17 protein-coding genes are annotated in these 20,551 nt (G+C 69.4%); 5 read left to right on the forward strand and 12 right to left on the reverse strand.

The genetic code is table 11. The features are described from left to right. Nucleotides 1–68: 68 nt before the first annotated feature. On the reverse strand, nt 69–461 hold the full coding sequence (locus NS334_RS12985; protein ID WP_058756382.1) for a hypothetical protein: 393 nt from the start codon (nt 459–461) through the stop codon (nt 69–71). Nucleotides 462–597: 136 nt separating this feature from the next. Between NS334_RS12985 and NS334_RS12990 the strand changes: the two genes are divergently transcribed. Next, on the forward strand, nt 598–3,699 hold the full coding sequence (locus tag NS334_RS12990) for a TRCF domain-containing protein (protein ID WP_058756383.1): 3,102 nt from the start codon (nt 598–600) through the stop codon (nt 3,697–3,699). A gap of 128 nt (nt 3,700–3,827) precedes the next feature. Here NS334_RS12990 and NS334_RS12995 read toward each other — a convergent pair whose 3' ends face one another. From NS334_RS12995 to NS334_RS13025, 7 genes are all read right to left on the reverse strand, one after another. Continuing rightward, nucleotides 3,828–5,144, reverse strand: coding sequence for an OmpP1/FadL family transporter (locus tag NS334_RS12995; protein ID WP_058756384.1), 1,317 nt, complete (start codon nt 5,142–5,144; stop codon nt 3,828–3,830). Nucleotides 5,145–5,262: 118 nt separating this feature from the next. Then, nucleotides 5,263–7,590: a 3-hydroxyacyl-CoA dehydrogenase/enoyl-CoA hydratase family protein gene (locus NS334_RS13000; protein WP_058756385.1), complete on the reverse strand. Its 2,328-nt coding sequence runs from the start codon at nt 7,588–7,590 to the stop codon at nt 5,263–5,265. Next, the gene (locus tag NS334_RS13005; protein WP_058756386.1) at nt 7,590–8,726 is read right to left on the reverse strand and encodes a thiolase family protein; all 1,137 of its coding nucleotides are present in this window, start codon (nt 8,724–8,726) and stop codon (nt 7,590–7,592) included. The genes NS334_RS13000 and NS334_RS13005 overlap by 1 nt, the downstream gene beginning before the upstream one ends. A 113-nt stretch (nt 8,727–8,839) precedes the next feature. Further along, entirely contained in the window at nt 8,840–9,544 is a 705-nt protein-coding gene (locus NS334_RS13010) for a CPBP family intramembrane glutamic endopeptidase (RefSeq protein ID WP_058756387.1), read from the reverse strand. Nucleotides 9,545–9,557: 13 nt separating this feature from the next. Then, on the reverse strand, nt 9,558–10,523 hold the full coding sequence (gene glpX, locus NS334_RS13015) for a class II fructose-bisphosphatase (RefSeq protein ID WP_058756388.1): 966 nt from the start codon (nt 10,521–10,523) through the stop codon (nt 9,558–9,560). 225 nt (nt 10,524–10,748) lie between these two features. Next, nucleotides 10,749–11,576 carry a 2,3,4,5-tetrahydropyridine-2,6-dicarboxylate N-succinyltransferase gene (gene dapD / locus NS334_RS13020; protein ID WP_058756389.1) on the reverse strand — a complete coding sequence of 276 codons (828 nt, stop codon included), beginning with the start codon at nt 11,574–11,576 and terminating at the stop codon, nt 10,749–10,751. Beyond that, nucleotides 11,573–12,238 carry a pyrimidine 5'-nucleotidase gene (locus NS334_RS13025; protein WP_058756390.1) on the reverse strand — a complete coding sequence of 222 codons (666 nt, stop codon included), beginning with the start codon at nt 12,236–12,238 and terminating at the stop codon, nt 11,573–11,575. Before NS334_RS13025 ends, dapD begins: the two co-directional genes overlap by 4 nt. Nucleotides 12,239–12,558: 320 nt before the next feature. Between NS334_RS13025 and NS334_RS13030 the strand changes: the two genes are divergently transcribed. From NS334_RS13030 to NS334_RS13040, 3 genes are all read left to right on the forward strand, one after another. Beyond that, nucleotides 12,559–13,557, forward strand: a complete 999-nt coding sequence (locus NS334_RS13030; RefSeq protein ID WP_058756391.1) for an LLM class flavin-dependent oxidoreductase — start codon at nt 12,559–12,561, stop codon at nt 13,555–13,557. 334 nt (nt 13,558–13,891) lie between these two features. After that, on the forward strand, nt 13,892–14,368 hold the full coding sequence (purE, locus tag NS334_RS13035) for a 5-(carboxyamino)imidazole ribonucleotide mutase (protein ID WP_058756392.1): 477 nt from the start codon (nt 13,892–13,894) through the stop codon (nt 14,366–14,368). Further along, nucleotides 14,365–15,432 carry a 5-(carboxyamino)imidazole ribonucleotide synthase gene (locus NS334_RS13040; RefSeq protein ID WP_058756393.1) on the forward strand — a complete coding sequence of 356 codons (1,068 nt, stop codon included), beginning with the start codon at nt 14,365–14,367 and terminating at the stop codon, nt 15,430–15,432. The genes purE and NS334_RS13040 overlap by 4 nt, the downstream gene beginning before the upstream one ends. Nucleotides 15,433–15,450: 18 nt before the next feature. Here NS334_RS13040 and NS334_RS13045 read toward each other — a convergent pair whose 3' ends face one another. The 4 genes from NS334_RS13045 to NS334_RS13060 form a co-directional block, all read right to left on the reverse strand. Then, entirely contained in the window at nt 15,451–16,209 is a 759-nt protein-coding gene (locus tag NS334_RS13045; protein WP_058756394.1) for an SIMPL domain-containing protein, read from the reverse strand. Between the two features lie 2 nt (nt 16,210–16,211). Further along, the gene (locus tag NS334_RS13050) at nt 16,212–16,619 is read right to left on the reverse strand and encodes a Dabb family protein (RefSeq protein ID WP_241491944.1); all 408 of its coding nucleotides are present in this window, start codon (nt 16,617–16,619) and stop codon (nt 16,212–16,214) included. 149 nt (nt 16,620–16,768) lie between these two features. Further along, nucleotides 16,769–17,068 (reverse strand): hypothetical protein, encoded by a 300-nt coding sequence (locus NS334_RS13055; protein WP_058756395.1) that lies wholly within the window; start codon nt 17,066–17,068, stop codon nt 16,769–16,771. A gap of 14 nt (nt 17,069–17,082) precedes the next feature. Further along, nucleotides 17,083–19,935 carry a M16 family metallopeptidase gene (locus NS334_RS13060; RefSeq protein ID WP_241491945.1) on the reverse strand — a complete coding sequence of 951 codons (2,853 nt, stop codon included), beginning with the start codon at nt 19,933–19,935 and terminating at the stop codon, nt 17,083–17,085. A gap of 135 nt (nt 19,936–20,070) precedes the next feature. Here NS334_RS13060 and NS334_RS13065 point away from each other — a divergent pair, with 135 nt between their 5' ends. Continuing rightward, on the forward strand, nt 20,071–20,532 hold the full coding sequence (locus NS334_RS13065) for a MarR family winged helix-turn-helix transcriptional regulator (protein ID WP_193753097.1): 462 nt from the start codon (nt 20,071–20,073) through the stop codon (nt 20,530–20,532). Nucleotides 20,533–20,551 lie beyond the last annotated feature (19 nt).

Raw genomic sequence — 20,551 nt, forward strand, 5'->3', positions numbered from 1 at the left:
CGCGCGCGCGCGCACCGCAGCCAACGACACCGACTACCGTCAGGCCGCCTGACGCGATCGATCCGGGGTCAGCCGCCGGCCGACTTCGTGTACGGTACGAAGTCGCCCAGCAACAGCACGCCGCCCGGAATGCGGCTCATCGGGTTCATGGTCCGGACCTGATCGTTGCGGCAGAGCTGCGATCCCCATTGCTGGGTGATCAGCACGTCATCGTCGCGCAGCGTCTCGGCGCGCGCACGCGGCACGTTGACGTATAGTTTCGATCCGACCCGCCACACGATCGCCCGCCCGGTGACGATCTGCTGCGAATTGGTGACGTTGGTCGGGATGCATTGCACCGGCGCGCCGGCCACGCGTCCTTTCAGCAGGTCGGCGAGCTGCGCATCGGGGGAGAGCCGCTTGGCCTGCGCGGGGGCGGCGAACGTGACGGACAGTGCCGCCAGAGTGAGGAGGCTTTTCATGATCGTCTCCCTGCACCATCGCCGCTGAACCGCCGCTGACCCGGTCCTGATCTGCGACAAGACGTTTGTCGCGGAACGTCGCGCGGCGCCGGGCCGTTCCCGCCGCACCCTGCCCGCCATTGCCGAAACCGCCGCGATGCTTGCCGAGGCGCTGGCGCAGGGCGACCTGATCGCCGCGATGGTGGACGAGGTGCGCGCCGCGATGGTCGCGCAGGCGCTTGCCGCCGCCGCGCCCGATGCGACCGTCATCCTCTGCCCCGGCAGCGACGCGCTGCCGGGCGAGGATGCGCCCCCTTCCCCCGCCAATGTCGGCCAGCGCGTTTCGGCACTGCGCCGCGCGCGCCGGCTGGTCGCCGAGACGCAGCGCGCACCGGTCGCGCTCATCACCACCGGCGAGGCACTGGCCCGCGCCTATCCGCCGCCCGCCGCCTTCGACTCGGTGCCGCCGACCGTCCGGCATGGCGCGGCGCTCGACCTGCCGACCTTGTTCGAGGAACTGACCGCGCTCGGCTATATCGCCGACGAGCGGGTCGACGAACCCGGTGAGGTCGCGCTGCGCGGACAGGTGCTGGACGTCTTCCCGGCCGACGCCGCGCTGCCGCTGCGGATCGAGGTCGCCAACGGAACGGTCGTGGCGCTGCGTTGCTACGACCCCGCCGACCAGCGCTCGATCGACGACATCGCCGAACGTGAGCTGGGCCGCGTCGCGGAGCCCGTGCCCGGTGACGATCGCACCACGCTGCTCGATCACCTGCCCGGCGCGCAGGTGATCGTCGATCCGGATGCCGACGAGCGCCGACGCCGCTTCCTGACGCTGGTCGCCGACGCCACGCGCCGCATGCCGCAGCGCGCGCTCCGCGATGTCGTCAACGACGCCATGTGGCAGGCCGCGCTCGCCGATCGTACCCCGATCGTCCTGACCCGCGAGGGCGAGCCCCCGCCGCGCTTCGCCGAACGCAAGGCGCCGTTGCGGGCCTTCGCCACCCTGGTCCGCAAGGAGTGTGAGGAGGGAACGCGCGTCGTCCTGCTCGGCAGCGCGCGCGACCTGCGCTTCCTGCGCCGCCGCGTCGCCAAGGCGTTGAAGGACGACCCCGTCACCGTCGCCGACTGGCGCAAGGTCGCCAAGGCGAAACGCGGGGCGCTGCTGATGCTCGAACTCGCGGCCGATCGCGGCTTCCGGCGCGCGGGCGTGCTGGCGATCGCCGCCGCCGACCTGCTCGGCAGCCGGGCCGAACGTGAGCAGGTGGCCGGCGCCGCCACCGATACCGGGCTGTTCGAATTCGGCGAGATCCGGATCGGCGATGTCGTCGTGCACGAAGACCACGGCATCGGCGTCGTCGCCGGGCTGGAGCAGCTTCCCGACGACGGCGGCGACGCGATCCGCCTGACCTATGCCAATGACGGCGTGCGGCTGGTGCCGGTCGCGGAGGCCGATCGTCTCTGGCGCTACGGGGCGGAAGCGGATGCGGTCACGCTCGACCGGCTCGACGGGTCGAGCTGGCAGAAGCGGCGCGGCGAGATCGACGCCGCCATCGCGCAGAGCGCGCGCGACCTTACCGCGCTCGCCGCCGAACGCGCCGGGCGCGACGCCCCGGTGCTCGATCCCGATCCCGCCGCCTACGAGCGCTTCGCGTCCGGCTTCGCCTTCACCGAAACCGCCGATCAGGCGAAGGCGATCGCCGCCGTGCGCGCCGATCTCGCCGCCGGACGCGCGATGGACCGGCTGGTGATCGGCGATGTCGGCTATGGCAAGACCGAGGTGGCGCTCCGCGCCGCCGCGCTGGCGGCGCTCGCCGGGCATCAGGTCGCGGTCGCCGCCCCCACGACGGTCCTCGCCCGCCAGCATCTCGACACCTTCACCGCGCGCTTCGAGGGGACCGGGATCGAAGTCGCCGGCCTGTCCCGGCTGTCGAGCGCCGCCGAGAAGAAGCGCGTCAAAGCCGGGCTGGCCGACGGCTCGATCGGAGTGGTCGTCGGCACCGGCGCGGTCGCGGGCAAGGGCGTCGCCTACGACAGCCTCGCCCTGGTCGTGATCGACGAGGAACAGCGGTTCGGCGCGGCGGACAAGGACAGGCTGCGCGCGCTGTCGGCGGGGCACGTCCTCACCCTGTCCGCCACCCCGATCCCGCGCACGCTGCAATCGGCGCTGGTCGGGCTCCAGCAACTGTCAGTGATCGCCACCCCGCCCGCGCGCCGCCAGCCGATCCGCACCGCGGTCAGCGCCTTCTCGCCCGAGACGCTGCGCGCCGCGCTGCTCCGCGAAAAGAGCCGGGGCGGGCAGAGCTTCGTCGTCGTGCCCCGGATCGCCGACATGGCGCCGCTCGCCGAACAACTCGGCAGGCTGGTCCCCGAACTCGACGTGCTACAGGCGCATGGCAAGCTGCCCGCCGATGACATCGACGCGGCGATGGTGCGCTTCGGGCGCGGCGACGGCGACGTGCTGCTCGCCACCAACATCATCGAGGCGGGGCTCGACGTGCCCCGCGCCAACACGATGGTGATCGCGCACGCCGACCGGTTCGGGCTGTCGCAGCTTCATCAGTTGCGCGGGCGCGTCGGTCGCGGCAGCCGGCGCGGTCAGGTGCTGCTGTTCACCGACCCGGATCATGCGATCGCGCCGCGCACGCTCAAGCGGCTCCGCACGCTGGAGGCGTTCGACCGGCTCGGCGCCGGCTTCGCGATCAGCGCGCGCGACCTCGACATGCGCGGCGCGGGCGACCTGCTGGGCGAAACGCAGGCGGGGCACATGAAACTCATCGGCATCGACCTCTACCAGCAATTGCTGGAGGGCGCGCTGCGCCGCGCGCGCGGCGAGGAGGTCGAGCGCTGGACGCCGGAATTGCAGGTCGGGGTCGAAGGGCGCCTGCCCGAGACGTGGATTCCCGATGAGGAACTGCGCGTCACGATCTACACGCGGCTGGCGCGGATCACCGATGGCGACGCGCTCGACGCGCTGGAGGACGAACTGGAGGATCGCTTCGGCGCGATCCCGGACGAAGCGCGCACCCTGCTGGCGACCGCCCGGCTGCGCGTCGATGCGCGCGCGGCGGGGATCGCGAAGGTCAGCGCCGGCCCCGCCGCGCTGGCGCTGGAGCCGCACAACGGCACCGCGATCGACGCGGCGGCGTTCGGGCTGGAAGAAAAGGATCGCCGCTTCCTGCTGCGCGAACGGATCGACGATCCCCTCGCGCGGCTGGAGCGCGCCGGCGAACTGGTGCGCGAGATGGCGGAGGCGTAATCGCTTCCTCCGTCATTGCGAGCATCGCGAAGCAATCCCGGACGTCCCGATGCGGCTCTGGATTGCTCCGCTCGCAATCACGAACGGGAGAGCGCCACCGCGGGCCCTCCCTCCCGCCTCGCCTCGCGTCAGAACCGCACGCGCCCGCCCAGCGACAGCACGACGGCCTTGGCATTCTCCAGCCGCCCGTTGACCAGGATCGGCGTCTGCGCGGCCGTTCCCGCATAGGCCGCCGTCCGCCGGTCGATGGTGGTGTCAGCGAAGTCGACGTAATTCGCCGCCGCGTCGATCGTGAAGTTCGGCGTCACGTCGAACGACCCGCCGACCGCATAATTCCAGCGGTTCGAATCCGGCACGCGCGCATCGCGCTCGCCGTCGCGCGTCGGAGTCAGCGCGCGCTGCACGCCCGCGCGCAGCGTCAGGCGCGGCGACACCAGATAGTCGAAGCCGCCGGCATAGCTCCAGGTGCTGCGATAATTCTCCGGGATCGCGGCATTCACCGGCGCACCCAGCCGGATCGCGTCGAACTTCTCCCAGGTATAGCGGATCGTCTGCGCGTTCAGCGTCAGCGCGTCGCTCACCTTGAACCGCCCGCCGACCATGATCTGCGCGGGCGTGTAGAAGCGCGCCTCGACCCCGTTCAGCGAGCGGTTCTGCGTCGCCAGCGGCCCCAGCAGGCCCGACACGGTCAGGTCGCCCTTCAGCGTGTGCTCGATCGCCGACTTGTAGCTGACGCCGACCGTCGCCCAGTCGTTGTGCATCTGGAACCCGGCGCTCCAGCCCACGTCCCAGCCGTCGCCCTTCAGCGTCTGGTTGCCGTCCGCCAGCGCGGCGGACAGGTTGGGCAGCGCATTGCCCAGGCTCGCCTCGACATGCTCGACGTTCACCGCGCCGCCGACGCGCAGCCAGTCGGTGACGGCGATCGCCGCCGACGGCTGGATGTCGAAGGTGCGCAGATAGGTGCGGTCCGCACTGTACCGCGCCCAGCTGTCGCCCGGATAATCGGTGGTGAAGCTGTAGGGCGACGTCACCGCCAGCCCGACCGCCAGCCGGTCGCCCAGCGGCACCGCGATCGCGCCCGACGGCAGCACGCCCTTGTTGATCGGATCGCGCGACCGCGCCGATCCCCCGACCGGCGCGAACGTGCCGCCCGGCCGACGGATCGCGGTGCCGTTGTCGATCACGTCACCCGACGGCAGGATCGCCGAGGCGCTGACCGTCGCCTCGGCGCGGTCGATGCCCGCGATCGCCGCCGGGTTCCACCACAGCGACGCCGCGCCGGTGTCGGCCGTCTCGCCGGAAAAGGCGCGTCCCGCCGCGCGTGCGGCCTGTTCCTGAAGGTAGAAGGCCTGCGCGTGCGCGGTTCCGGCGATGGCGCTCGCGCCCGAAAGGACGGCGACCGAAAGCGCGATGCGATGACGGTTGTATGTGGAAGGGGTTTTCATGGCGATCCTCATGTCTTTTTATGTCCGGGCCGGTATCCTTGCGCCGCGCAACGCTGAACGCGGGTTGAATGTCCCTCCGCCCCGGCCCGGCCGGCGGAGGGGGTTGGAAGCGACCGGATCAGTTGCGCAACGGCTTGCCGGTCATCAACATGCTCTCGACGCGCGCATGGGTGCGTTCGTCGTGCGCGCTTTCCATGAACGCGGCGCGTTCGAGATCCAGCAACTGCTGCTCGGTGACGGTATCGACCAGATCGGCCTCGCCCCCGGTCAGCACGTTGGCCAGCCGCCCGGCGACGACCTCGTCATAGGCGGTGGCCATGCCCTTGCGCCGGAAGTCGGCGACCGCGCCCGCCAGTCCGGTGCGCCCGCTGGCCCCCGGCAGGCGGTACGTCGGCGGCTCGGGCGAGCTATAGCCGTCGACCAGCGCCAGCGCTTTCGCCTTGGCATCGGCCAATAGCCGGTCGCGGTTCATCGTGATCCCGTCGCTCGGACGCAGGAACGCCATTTCCCTGGCCTGCGCCGCCGACCGCGACACCTGCGCGGTGGAAATCAGCTCGAACGCCTTCATCACCGCCGGCATCGGCCCGCGCGGCATGCCCTTCGACTTGGCCAGCCGGTCGAGCAATTCGCCATGCCCGCCCCAGCCGGGCACCAGCCCGACCCCGGCCTCGACCAGCCCGATATAGCTTTCGGCATGCGCCTGCACCGCGTCCGAATGGAGCAGCACCTCGCACCCGCCGCCCAGCGCCATGCCCGCCGGCGCACTCACCACCGGGAACGGCGCGTACTTCAGCGCCTTGAACGCCTGCTGCCCGCCGACGATCAATTTCTCGATCTCGCCCCACGCGCCCGCCTTCACCGCGAACAGCGCGAGTCCAAGGTTGGCGCCCGCCGAGAAATTACTGCCTTCGTTATAGATCACCAGCGCCTTGAAGCGCTCCTGCACGATCGGGATCGCCTGCTGGATCAGGCTCGCGACCTCACCGTCCAGCGCGTTCATCTTCGCGGTGAATTCCAGGCACAGCACGCCGTCGCCGACATCCCACAGCGCCGCCGACGCGCTCTTCGCCACCGGCTCCGACCGCCGCTTGACGTCCTCCAGCAACAACACGCCCTCGGGACGCGGCACGTCGTGATAATCGCCGTCCGCGCCCAGATATTGCCGCACCCCGCCCTCGACGCGGTAGAAGGGCCGCTCGCCCGCCACATCGAGGATCGCAGGCACGTCGCGCCCGTCGGCACGCAGCCGCTCGGCCAGCTTGCCCGGCCCCAGCCGGTCGATCAGCTCGAACGGCCCGAACTTCCAGTTATAGCCGAGCTTCATCGCGTCATCGATCGCGACCACGTCGTCGGCGGCCTCGCCGACCAGCATTGCGGCATAGCTCAGCACATGGCCGAGGATCGTCCACGCATAATCGCCGACCTTGCCCGGCACCGTCACCAGCGCGGCGAGATCCTTCTCCGCCGCCGGGGACAGCGCTTCCGGCTTCGCCTCGGGCCGGTACTCACCCGTGGCCAGGTCGATCGCCAGCTTGGTGCGCTTGCCGTCCGCGCCCTTGTCGAGCCGGTAGAAACCGCCCTTGCCCTTGCGACCCGTGAATCCCTCCGCAATCATCCGGTCGACCAGCGGCAGCGGGCGCACCGTCGCGAAATACGGGTCACCCTGCGGCAGCGTGTCCGACAGGCTCTTGGCGAGCAGCGGCATCAGATCGACGCCGACCAGATCGATCAGCGCGAAGATGCCCGTTTTCGGCACCCCCATCGGCCGTCCGCCGATCTGGTCCGCCTCCTCGACGGTCAGGCCCTGATCGATCGCGGCATTCACCGCCACCGCCAGCCAGTAGGTCCCGATGCGGTTGGCGATGAACCCCGGCGTGTCCTTCGCGCGCACGATGCGCTTGCCCATGAAGCGATCGACGAACGCCTCGACCTTTTCCGCGACGCCCGCGTCGGTATCCGCCCCGCGCACGATCTCGACCAGCCGCATGTAGCGCGGCGGGTTGAAGAAGTGCGTGATGAGGAAGTCCTGCCGGAACTGCGCGCTGCGCCCCTCGACGAGCCGCTCCAGCGGGATCGTCGAGGTGTTCGACGACACCGCCGTCCCCGGTCGCTTCAGCTCTTCCAGCCTGGCATAGAGCGACTGCTTGATATCCAGCCGCTCGACGATCGCCTCGACGATCCAGTCGCATTCCGCGACCCGCGCCAGATGGTCGTCGATATTGCCGGTCTCGACCAGCTTCGCCGCCGCCTTCGACATGAACGGCGCCGGCTCGGTCTTGAGCATCTTGGCGACCGCGCCCTTGGCCACCGCGTCACGATCCGCGCCGTCCTTGGCGGGGATATCGAGCAGCAGCACCGGCACGCCCGCATTGGCGACCTGCGCGGCGATCCCGGCCCCCATCACGCCCGCGCCGATGACACAGACTTTTTTTACAGTGTCCGCCATCACACGCGCTCCAGCACGGTGGCGATGCCCTGCCCGCCGCCGATGCACTGCGTCGCCAACGCGTAGCGCTTGCCTTCGCGCGCCAGCAGCGCCGCCGCCTTGCCGACGATCCGCGCGCCGGTCGCGCCCAGCGGGTGCCCGATCGCGATCGCGCCGCCGTCGAGGTTGATCGTCTCTTCCTTCAGGCCGAGATCGCGGATGCACGCGATCGCCTGGCTCGCGAACGCCTCGTTGATCTCGACCACGTCCAGATCGCTCGCCGAAATCCCGGCGCGCTCCAGCGCCTTTCTGGATGCGCCGATCGGCCCCAGCCCCATCGTTTCGGGATCGCAACCCGATACGCTGATCGCCTTGATCTTCGCGAGGATCGGCAGGCCGTGCTTCCTGGCGAACTCCTCCGACGTCACCAGCACCGCGCTCGCGCCGTCGGTCAGCGGCGAGGATGTCCCCGCCGTCACCGACCCGTCCTGAGAGAAAGCCGGCTTCAGCCCCGCCAGCGCCTCGACGGTGGTGTCGGGGCGCAACGTCCCGTCCTGATCGACCACGCCCGCCTTCGACTGGATCGGCACGATCTCATCGGCCAGCCGCCCGTCGGCACGCGCCGCCCCGGCCTTCTGCTGGCTCTTCACCGCGAACGCTTCCTGCTCGGCGCGGGTGATCTGATACTTCTCCGCGACGTTCTCGGCGGTCTGGCCCATGCCCATATAGGCGCCCGCGCTCTTGGCGGCGAGGTCGGGATTGGGCAGCGGGTTGTACCCGCCCATCGGCACGCGGCTCATCGATTCCAGCCCAGCGCAGATATACGCCTCGCCCGCGCCGACCGCGATCTGCCCCATGGCGATATGGATCGCGCTCATCGACGATCCGCAGAAACGGTTGACGGTCATGCCCCCCACCGACAGCGGCAGATCGGCGAGCAGCCCGATCATCCGCGCGACGTTCAAGCCCTGCTCGCCCTCCGGGAAGGCGCAGCCCAGCACGATATCCTCGATCAGGCTGGCATCGACCCCGGTCTTCTCGATCAGCCCGCGGATCGTCTGCGCCGCCAGATCGTCCGGCCGTACCCGCGCCAGCGCGCCCTTCCCCGCCAGATGGAACGGCGAACGGGCGTAACCCGCAATCACGACTTCGGTCATCGCATTCAGCCTCTCGATTGGATGATCTGATTGCCTGCCGTTTACGTCAACGTCATTTGTGGCTCAAGGGAATTTCGCGCGGATCCGCTCCGCACCCGCATCCACGGACGGTCCTAACGCAGCCTTCCCGACAGCCACGGGCGCACGACCAGTCCGTTGAGATCGATTGCGGCATGGACCAGCATCGCGACCCACAAATGCCCGGAAAGAAGGTAGATGAGCGTCAGCAACACGCCCGCCAACAATGTGCCCGCAATACCGGGCACGCCCTGATAGCGATGCGCATAGCCGAACAGGACGGTCGCCACGACGAACCCCGCCACCGCCGAGCCGCTCAGTTGCGCGATCAGCAACGGCAGCAGCAGTCGAAAGAACACTTCCTCGGTCACGCCCGCCTCGACCGCCAGCAGCACGCCCCAGCCGAGTTCCGCACGCCGCACCGGGGTCACCGCGCGCAGGTCGCCCAGCGCCACGCGTCGCCCGCGCCGCTCCAGCACCGCCGCGATGATCGCCCCCGCCAGTGCGCCGAGCGCGAGCGGCTGCCACGACGGCTGCCCGATCCAGCGGACGGCCATTGCCCGCGCGGCACCGAACTCGGGCGGGAAGGCCACGACCGTCCCCAGCCGCCCACCCGCCGCGAGCAGCACCACCGCCACCATGCCGAAATGCACCAGCGACCGCAGCGCCAACCGCGCGAAATGCCGGTGCCGCACCGCGCCGGAGGCCCCCTCCGCCGGACGTGGCCAATACCCCCAACGCGCGCCATGCAGCAACAGCGCGAGACTGGCCAGCGCGACCGTCAGCGCCGCCGCCGCCATCACGTCGCCACGATCACTGGTCGAGGCGATGCTCGCCCTTCACCCAGCGCACCGTGCCCGACGAAGCGCGCATCACCACGCTCTCCGTCGTCATCTTGCCGCCGTGGCGCTTCACGCCCTCCAGCAGCGAGCCATCGGTCACGCCGGTCGCCGCGAAGATGCAATCGCCCTTCGCCAGCTCCTTCAGGTCGTACTGACGGTCGAGATCCTCGATCCCCCATTTGCGGGCGCGGGCGCGTTCGTCGTCGTTGCGGAACAGCAGCCGCCCCTTGAACTGTCCGCCGACGCAGCGCAGCGCCGCGCACGCCAGCACGCCCTCCGGCGCGCCGCCCGATCCCATATAGACGTCGATCGTCGTGTCCGGGTCGCTGGTCGCGATCACCCCCGCGACGTCGCCGTCGCCGATCAGCACCACGCCGCAGCCGATCCCGCGCAGCTCCGCGATCAACGCCTCGTGGCGCGGACGGTCGAGCACGCAGGCGATGATGTCCTTCGGCTGGACGCCCTTGGCGGCGGCGATCGCCCGGACGTTCTCGGTCGGCGTGCGATCGAGATCGATCACCCCGGCGGGCAGCCCCGGCCCGACCGCCAGCTTGTCCATATAGACGTCCGGCGCGTTCAGCAGCCCGCCCGCCTCGGCGATCGCCAGCACCGCCAGGCTGTTCGGGCCCGACTTGGCGCAGATCGTCGTCCCTTCCAGCGGATCGAGCGCGATATCGATCGCCGGGCCGTTGCCGGTGCCGACCTTCTCGCCGATGTACAGCATCGGCGCCTCGTCGCGCTCGCCCTCGCCGATCACGACCGTGCCGTCCATGTCGAGTTCGTTGAGCGCGGCGCGCATCGCCTCGACCGCTGCGGCGTCCGCCGCCTTCTCGTCCCCGCGCCCGGTCAGCGTCGAGGCGGCGATCGCCGCAGCCTCCGTCACGCGCACCATTTCCAGCACGAGCACACGGTCGAGAACCTTGCTGGCGGTCGGCATATCGGCGTCCTTTTCCTGTCCTGCGGCACGGATAGGCGGCTGACGTTACGCTGTCGAGGCATTTTGTTTTACATGTTATACACGACGGTCCAATGTGGCGCGCACGCAATTACCTTCCGTCACCCCGGCGAAGGCCGGGGTCCAGCGACCCGCAAGCGCGTCGACGTCGGCTCTTGCGGATACATGGATCCCGGCCTGCGCCGGGATGACAGACGTTCTACCCGATCAATCCCGCAACAGGTCGTTGATGCTGGTCTTGCTGCGCGTCTGCGCATCCACCCGCTTGACGATCACCGCGCAATACAGCGCCGGCTTGCCCTCGCCGCCGCCGATCGAGCCCGGCACCACCACCGCATAGGGCGGCACCTCGCCACGGAACGTCTCGCCCGTCTCGCGATCGATGATCTTGGTCGATGCGCCCAGATAGACACCCATCGACAGGACCGCGCCCTCGCCGACGCGCACGCCCTCGGCGACCTCGGCGCGCGCGCCGATGAACGCGCCGTCGCCGATGATGACCGGATCGGCCTGCAACGGCTCCAGCACGCCGCCGATTCCCGCGCCGCCCGACAGGTGGACGTTCTTGCCGATCTGCGCGCAGCTGCCGACGGTCGCCCAGGTGTCGACCATCGTGCCCTCACCGACATGGGCGCCGATGTTGACGAAGCTCGGCATCAGGATCGCGCCCTTGCCCACGAACGCCCCGCGCCGCACCACGCTGCCCGGAACCGCGCGGAAGCCGGCGGTGCGGAACTCGGCCTCGCTCCACCCCGAGAACTTGCTCGGCACCTTGTCGAACCAGTGGCCCGCGCCCGGCCCGTTGTCGATCAGCGCATTGTCGTTCAGCCGGAAGCTGAGCAGCACCGCCTTCTTCAGCCACTGATTGACGCGCCAGCCGCCCGCCCCATCCGGCTCGGCAACGCGCGCCTGCCCGGCGTCGAGCAGCGCCAGCGCGCGATCGACCGCGACGCGCACCTCACCCCCGGTGGTCAGTCCCAGCTCGGCGCGGTTCTCCCACGCGGCGTCGATCGTGGCGGAAAGCTCGGCGGTCATTGGTCCTCCAACAGGGATTGGACCCACGCGGTGACGTCGGTCACGCGGTGGTCGACATAGGATCGGTCGGCGTCGTGGTCCTGCTCGGACCCGTTGTCCACCCAGACGGTGGTCATCCCGATCGCCTTGGCGGGTTTCAGGTTGCGCGCCATGTCCTCGACGAACAGCGCGCGGGTCGGCGCGATATCGAATGCGGTGCACAGCCCCACATAGGCGCTGGCGGCGGGCTTGGGCGTCAGGTCCATCGCGACGATGTCGTGCACCGCCTCGAAACTCTGCCCCAGCCCCAGCCGCTCCAGCACCTTCAGCGCATAGGGCCGGTCGCCGTTGGTGAAGACCAGTTTGCGCCCCGGCAGCTGCGCCAGCCCGGCGGCGAGCGGGGCGTTTTCCTCCAGCGCGTCCATTTCGATATCGTGGACGTACGCCAGGAAGGCGTGCGGATCGACGTCATGATCGGCCATCAGCCCGGCGAGCGTCGTGCCGTGGCCGAGGAAATATTCCTTCTGGATGCGCCGCGCCTCGACCGGATCGACGCTCAGGAAGTCGGCGATGAACGCGGTCATCCGGCGATCGATATGCGCGAACAGATCGGCGCGCGCCGGATAGAGCGTGTTGTCGAGATCGAAGATCCACGTATCGACGTGCGCGAAGTCGGGCTGCATGGCCGCGCGTCTAGAGACTTTGAATGGGCACGTCATCCCCGCCGCTGCTCCGTCATTCCGCGCCCTACGCCTGCCGCTCCCTTCTTCGTCATTCCCGCGAAGGCGGGAATCCAGAACCTCTGACCTTGCGACCCTTGCGAAGACCTGCGCGTCTGGATTCCCGCCTGCGCGGGAATGACGAAAGACGGCGGGAATGACGAAAGACGGCGGGAATGACGGACGACGGCGAGTGTGACGAATATCGTCGACAAACCCAGCCTATCGCGCGCGATAGCACACCGTTGCTGGCGCTAACCCACCCCCGTCCCCACCTTTCGCTCATGACCCTCTATTCCCTCCTCGACCTCGTCCCCGTCACCGAAGGTGGATCGGTCGCGCAATCGCTCGCCCATGCCGCCGATCTCGCCGCCCATGCCGAGGCGCTCGGCTTCCACCGCTATTGGGTGGCGGAGCATCACGGCATGACCGGCATCGCCTCCGCCGCGACCGCCGTGGTGATCGCGCATGTCGGCCATGCGACGAAGCATATCCGCATCGGCGCGGGCGGGATCATGCTGCCCAATTCCGCCCCGCTCCAGATCGCCGAGCAGTTCGGCACGCTCGACGCGCTGTTTCCCGGACGCATCGACCTCGGGCTCGGCCGCGCGCCCGGCTCGGACCAGCGCGTCGCCCATGCGCTGCGCCGGAACCTGAACAGCGACGCCAACGAATTTCCGCGCGATGTCGTGGAGTTGCAGAGCTATTTCGCCGATGACGGCCGCACCGGCATCACCGCCACCCCCGGCGCGGGCGCGAAGCCGGAAATGTGGATCCTTGGCTCCAGCCTGTTCGGCGCGCAACTCGCCGCGATGCTGGGGCTCCCCTATGCCTTCGCCTCGCACTTCGCGCCCGACGCGCTCGATCAGGCGCTCGACATCTACCGCCGCGACTTCCGCCCCTCGCCGACGCTGGCCAAGCCCTATGCCATGGCCGGCTTCAACGTCTTCGCCGCCGACACGCGCGAGGAAGCGGAATTGCTCGCCAGTTCGCAGCAGCAGCAGTTCGTGGCGCTGCGCACCGGCAATCCGGGGCGGATGAAGCCGCCCGTCCCCGGCTATCGCGCCTCGCTCCCGCCGCAACATGCCGCGATCCTCGACCATGCGCTGTCGGCCAGCGCGATCGGGACGCGCGACGACGTGGCGCGCGGGATCGCGGCATTCGTCGCGCGGACCGGCGTGGACGAGCTGATGCTGACCAGCGCCGTGTACGACCACCAGGCGCGCCGCCACTCGATCGCGCTCGCGGCGGAGGCGATGCAGGGGATGAAGCTGGCGGCGTGATTCAATCTACCGACGTCACCCCAGCGAAGCCGGGGTGTCGAAAGATTACCGACAGCAAACCGCCTGGGGGCGCTGCCGCTCCATCAAGACCCCACCGTCGCCCCTGCGCAGGCAGGGGCCCATGTCTGTATCGTACCGAGAATCAACGGCGACGCCTCTCGTCGCTCGTGTGTCGAACACACCGACAAACGCGACAGCAATAGACCCCTGCCTCCGCAGGGACGACCGCAAGGCAATATTGCCGATCGCGCGACTTCGAGCCCGCCTGCGCAGAGGCGACATCAGGTGAACTTTGCCGATTGCCCTCCCCGCCCCCTCCGGCTAACCGCGCCCGATGGCGCACGTCGGCATCATCATGGGCTCCACCTCGGATTGGGAAACGATGCGGCACGCGAGCGAGACGCTCGACGCGCTGGGCGTGGCCCATGAATGCAAGGTGGTGTCCGCACATCGCACCCCGCAGCGGCTCTACGACTACGCCACCGGCGCGGCCGATCGCGGGTTGAAGGTCATCATCGCCGGCGCGGGCGGCGCGGCGCATCTGCCCGGCATGGCGGCGTCGATGACGCATCTGCCGGTGCTGGGCGTGCCGGTCGAGTCGAAGGCGCTGAAGGGCATGGATAGCCTGCTCTCGATCGTGCAGATGCCCGGCGGCATCCCCGTCGGCACGCTGGCGATCGGCAAGTCGGGCGCGATCAACGCCGCGCTGCTGGCCGCCGCGATCCTGGCCCTGTCCGACGACGCGCTGTCGCAGCGGGTTCGGGACTGGCGCGCGAAGCAGACCGATAGCGTCGCGGTCGATCCGGCATGAGCGTGATCCCGCCCGGCAGCACGATCGGCATCCTCGGCGGCGGTCAGCTCGGCCGCATGATCGCCAGCGCGGCGGCCGATCTCGGCTATCGCACCCATGTCCTCGCCCCGGATCGCGAGAGCGTCGCGGCGCAGACCGCCTCCGCGCTGACCCGCGCCGATTATCACAACAAGGTCGTGCTCGCCGACTTCGCCGCGCAATGCGACGTCGTCACCTACGAGTTCGAGAATATCTCGGCGCTACCGGTGCAATGGCTGGCAGAGCGCGTGCCGGTCCATCCCTCGCCGCTCAGCCTTGAAGTCGCGCAGGACCGTGTGCGCGAGAAGCGGTTCGTCGAGCAGGTCGGCGGGCGCCCCGCGCGCTGGGCGGCGGTCGACTCGCGCGAGGAACTGGACGCCGCGCTCGCCGCGATCGGCTGCCCGGCGGTGCTGAAGACGACGCGCTTCGGCTATGACGGCAAGGGCCAGATGCGGCTGTCGTCGCCCGCCGACGCCGATGCGGCGTGGGAAGCGATCGGCGGGCCGGCGGTGCTGGAGGCGTTCATCACCTTCAGCCACGAATTCTCGATCATCCTGGTGCGCGGGAGCGACGGCACCGTCACCAGCTATCCGCCGCCGTGGAACGAGCATCGCAACGCGATCCTCCATCGCTCCACGCTGCCGGCACCCGCCGCGATCGCCGCGCAATGGACCGAGGCGGCGGCGCTGACCGGCCGCATCGCCGAGGCGCTGGGCCATGTCGGCGTCCTGACCTGCGAGTTCTTCGCCGCGGCGGACGGCCCGGTGTTCAACGAAATGGCACCGCGCGTCCACAATTCGGGGCATTGGACGATCGAGGGCGCGGCGACCTCGCAGTTCGCCAACCACGTCCGCGCGATCTGCGGTTTGCCGCTCGGCGACACCGCGTTGGTGGCGCAGCGCGTCGAGATGGAAAACCTGATCGGTGCCGACTGGGAACGCTGGCCCGACTATGTCGCCGCGCGCGACACCTATCTCCACCTCTACGGCAAGCGCGAAACGCGCGAGGGCCGCAAGATGGGGCACGTGACCCGGCTGGAGCGATAGCGCCGGCCTTCCCTCCCCTCAGTCGGTGATCGCGTACGTGACATAGACCTGCGCCCGTGTTTCGATCGGTCGCGGCTTCGCGTCGATCTGGATCGGCGGCGGAACAGGAGGCGGTGGCGGTGGCGGCGGCGCGCTGGCGGCGAAGCGGACCTCGCCCGCGTCCGGACTATATCCCATCTGGTCGCTGAGCCGAATGATCGGTCCCAGCCGCACCCCCGCTCCGCTCGCCAGCGCCGTCGCCTGTCGGCGGGCATTCCCGATCGCCGCCGCCCGTGCGCGCGCCCGCGCCCCGTCGAGGTCCGACAAGGCGAACCCGTCCAGCCGCGCATCGCTCGCGCCCAGTCGGGAGGCGAGCCCGGCGGCGGTGGCCGCCTTGTCGACCCGGTGCGTGCGCACCGCGCTCTGCATGGTGGCGATATAGCCGGTGACGGTGCAATCGCCGGCGCTGAGGCGCGGCGTGCTGTTGTACCCGCGCCCGTCCTCGCACGCCTTGCCGCGCGCCTGGATGACGGTGACGTTGCCGGTCGTGAGGTCGCTGTCACCACCGAGGAAGCCGGCCAGCCCGGCCGCGACGGCCTTTTGCTTCGCCGCGAGATCGCCGGTCGCGGCATCGGGAGTCGTACCCTCGCCCCGCAGCCAGATGTTGAGCATCGCGACGTCGGGCGGCGTTTGCACCACCCCCGCGCCCGTCACCTGAATGGTGCGCGTCGCCGGCTCCTGAGCCCAGGCCGCCGGCGTCACCAGCAGGCCGATCGCGACACCCCAACAGCGCCTCATCATCACACCCCCAGCGTATCGTACACCACCACCTTGCGCCACAGCTTTTCGCAATCGGCGACGAACTGGCGGTGGATCGGATGGTCCTGATACGCCTTCTGGTCGGCGACCGTGTCGAAGAACATCAGCTCCGACACCTGATAGCTGCCGTCCACCACGTCGCGCGCCTCGGTGTCCGCGGGCACGCCGATGTGGAGCGCGCGGATGACCGGGATCGCCGCCAGCGTGCGCAGCCCCGCGATCAGGCGGTCACGATCGGCGGTCGAGCCTGCATCCTTTAGCCAGAAGAAGACATGGTGCAGCACCTTGGCGGGCACGGTCGCCGCCCCCGCCCCGGCCTTTGCCTCCGCCGCCTCGCCAGGCAGCGTCGCCGCCAGTCCCGCGCCGCCGATCGCCATCATCGCCATCATCTCCCTGCGTCCCGCATCCACCGCGTATCTCCCCGTAACGAAACGCAAGTTTGGCGTGCCCGCGCGCAAAGCGCCAGCGCCCGATAGTCGTACGGCGCGGAAAGGGGTGTCCCTTCCGCGCCGCCCGTCAGCCCGCGATCGTTCGAGGATCAGGCGGTGCGCGTCCCGTTCAGCGGGAAGCTGCCGAACGCGCCCGCGCCGACGCTGCCGGTGATCGCATCGCCATCGACGGTCGCGGTGATGTCGAGCGTCATCGGCATCGGCACCGTCATCTGCTGCTTCCAGGCCAGCGTGTTGCCCTCGACCGTGCCGTGCACGTCCGACGATCCCATCGCGCCCGACGCCTGTCCGGTGAACTCGCCACCCGATTGCGTGACCGTCAGCGTCAGCTTCTGGTCGCCCAGCGGGGACTTCACCGTGCAGTCGTACGTTCCATCCACTCCGGCCATGTCCTTGGACTCCCTTATTTCGCCACGGATGCCGGAGGCGTTCCGGCGACCGCGGCGGCCGGCATGACCTCCACCGGCAGCCCCAATGTGTCAAGCTGCGGCTTCACCTTGGCCGCCTCGCCGACCACCACCCAGACGAAGCGCGCCGGATCGATCACCGCCTTGGTCGCCTGCGTCACCTGCGGCAGCGTCAGCGCGCGATATTTCTGCGTGATCGTCGCGTAATAATCGTCGGGGCGGCCATAGAGGTCGTTCGATTGCATCGCCGCCAGCACATTGTCCGACGTCTCGAAATCGCCCGACAGCGAGCGGGTGCCCGAGTTGATCGCGCGCGTGAATTCGTCCTGCGTCATCGGCTTCGTCGTGACATATTGCGTCACGTCGTCGCGCAGCGCGGCGACCGCCGGGCCGGTCTGGTCGGCCTGTACCGGCGCATAGACGACATAGGGCACCGCCATCGCCTTGCGGCTGTAATTGCCCTGCACGCCGTAGGACCAATGGCGATCCTCGCGCAGGTCCATGTTCAGCCGTCCCAGGAAGCTGCCGCCCAGCGCGTCGTTGCCGACCTCCAGCGGCAGCAGGTCGTCGGTGCCCTTCAGCCCGGTCGGCGACGCTCCCGCGATCAGCGACTGCGGGCTGTCGGGCCGGTCGATCAGGACGATGCGCGGGGTGACGCCGTTCACCGTCGCCGGGAAGGTCTTGGTGCCGGGCGTGCCGCTCGGCTTCCAGTCGCCGAAGCGCGCCTCCATCACCTGCCGCACCTCGGCGAGCGGTCGGTCGGACACGACGAAGATCTTCGCCTTGTCGGGCCGCAGCCACGCCTGCTGGAACGCGACCAGATCGGCGCGCGTCAGCGACTGCACCGCCGCCGCATCGCCCGATCCCTGCGCCTTGGCGTAGGGCGAGCCGGCCGATACCAGTTTCGGCAGGACGCGCTGCACCAGCCCCTGCGGGCTGGTCAGTTCCTGCGCGATCCCGGCCAGCTGCTGGTTCTTGACGCGACCCAGCTCGCTTTCCGGAAAGGACGGCGCGCGCGCGATATCGGCCCACAGCTGCGTCCCCGCCGCCAGATTGGCGCTCGGCACGCGCAGCGACAGCGTGGTGCGATCCGCGCTGCTGCCGCTGTCGATCGCCGCGCCCAGCCGCTCGCGCGCCTCCGCGATCTGGATCGAGTTCAGCCCCTTCGTGCCCTCGTCCATCATCGCCAGCGTCAGCTGCTGCGTCCCCAGCTTGTCCGCGACATCGGCGGCCACACCGGCGTCGAAGCTGAGCACCGCCTGGGTGATCGGCACGACCGAACGATTGGCGTAGATCAGCTCGATCCCGTTCGACAGCTTCGTCCGCTCGACCTTCGGGAACGACAGCCCGGCGATCTCGCCCACCTCGGGCAGCGGGCCGCGATCGCCCTTCACCGCCGGAGTCGGCGCCTCGACCACCTTGGCGGGCGGCACCGCCTTGGCATCGGCATAGGCATCGCGTTCGCCATTCACGATCTGCAGTTCATAGGACGGGCGCGACAGCCAGCGGTCGGCCGCCGCCTTCACGCTCGCCGGGGTCTGCGCCGCCAGCGCCGCGAGCTGCTTCTTGTAGAAGCCCGGATCGTTGGAATAGAGCGCGCCCTCGGCCAGCGCGGTCGCCTTCCCGCCGAAGCCGCCGACCGCCTCCAGCCCGTCGATGCGGCTGGACAAGGTGCTGGTGACGTAGCGGTTGACCTCATCGGCGGTCGGGCCGGTCTTCAGGAACTCGGCGACCAGCTGGTCCAGCCGCTGCGACACCAGATTGGCGTCGACACCCGGGCGGACGATCGCGGTCAGCTGGAACGTGCCGACCTGCGCGAACGGCTCGTACTCGGCCGACGCCTGCACCGCCAGCTTCTCGCCCTTCACCAGCACATTGTCGAAGCGCGAGCTGGCGAGGCCACCCAGCACGCCCGCCGCAACCTGCAAGCCGGCCGCATCCTTGTCGTTCAGGCCCGGGACCGCCCATTCCTTGAACACCATCGTCGCGGCGACGCGGTCCTTCATCACTTCCTTGGCCGGGCCGGGCAGCCCGGTCGGAACCGGCGCGGGCGGCGCGACGCTTTCCGGCCCACGCGGGATATCGCCGAAATACCTCTCCACCAGCGGCCGGGCGGTCGCGACATCGATATCGCCCGCCAGCACCAGCACCGCATTGTTCGGGCCGTAATGGCTGCGGAACCAGTTCTTCACGTCCGCCAGGCTCGCGGCGTCCAGATCGGCCATCGATCCGATCGTGGTGTGGCCATAGGGATGATCGGCCGGGAACAGCCCCTCGGTCGCCTTGTAACGGAGCAGGCCATAGGGCTGGTTGTCGCCCTGACGCTTCTCGTTCTGCACCACGCCGCGCTGCTCATCCAGCACGCCTTGCGTGATCGCGCCGGTCAGGTGCCCCATGCGATCCGACTCGAGATACAGCGCGCGCGCCAGCGCCTTGGTCGGCACCGTCTCGAAATAATTGGTGCGGTCGAAATAGGTCGTGCCGTTGAAATCGGTCGCGCCGACCTGTTGCAGCGGCTCGAAGAAATCGCCCGGCGCATTTTCGCTCCCGTTGAACATCAGATGCTCGAACAGGTGCGCGAAGCCGGTCTTGCCCTTCGGCTCATGCTTCGATCCGACGTCGTACCAGACACTGACCGCGACGATCGGCGCTTTGCGATCGGTATGGACGATCACGCGCAGGCCGTTCTTCAGCGTGAATTCCTGGTACGGAATGTCCACCGCCTTCACCAGCTGGGATACCGGCGCTGGGGCGGGCACCGCCGCCGTCTGGGCCGCCGTCTGGGCCGCTGCCGCCTGGGAGAGAACCGCCAGCGCGCAGCCGGCCGTCAGAAACGCACGATAAGCCAACAGTGAAGCTCCCACAGGGACAAGGTGTCGATCGAAACCATAGCGCGCGCGCCGCCCCCCGCAAGCCGCGCACCCGGGCAACGCGACGAAACAAAGGCATTGACTGCCTCGGCAATGGTTGCCAAGGCAATCGATATGACCTTCTACCATCCTGACGACTACACGCCCGAACGGTCGATCGGCTACATCATGAAGGTGTGCAACCAGCTCGGCATGACGGTGCTGGACCGCGCGTTCGCGCCCGACGGACTCAACAGTTCGCAATGGTCGGCGCTGATGGGGATCCGCCATCATATCGAACCGACGTGCGCGGTGCTGGCGCGCGACATGGCGCACGACAAGGGTGCGATGACACGGATGATGGATGCGCTGGAAGCACGCGGCTGGGTCGAACGGACCCGTAGCCCCGACGACCGCCGCGTCGTCCACCTGTCGCTGACCGCCGAGGGCGAGGCGGTGACGAACCGCTGTCAGGCGAAGGTGATCGACTACTGGAACCGCTGCCTCGCCGACTGGCCGATGGCGGAGATCGAACAATTCCTCGCGCAATTGCAGAAGCTGCGCCGCTCGCTGGAGGAGATCGCGACATGCGCCTGACCCCGCCCGCCCCGCTGGC

It is taken from the genome of Sphingomonas endophytica (assembly GCF_001476895.1).
GTDB classification, from domain to species: Bacteria; Pseudomonadota; Alphaproteobacteria; order Sphingomonadales; family Sphingomonadaceae; genus Sphingomonas; species Sphingomonas endophytica_A.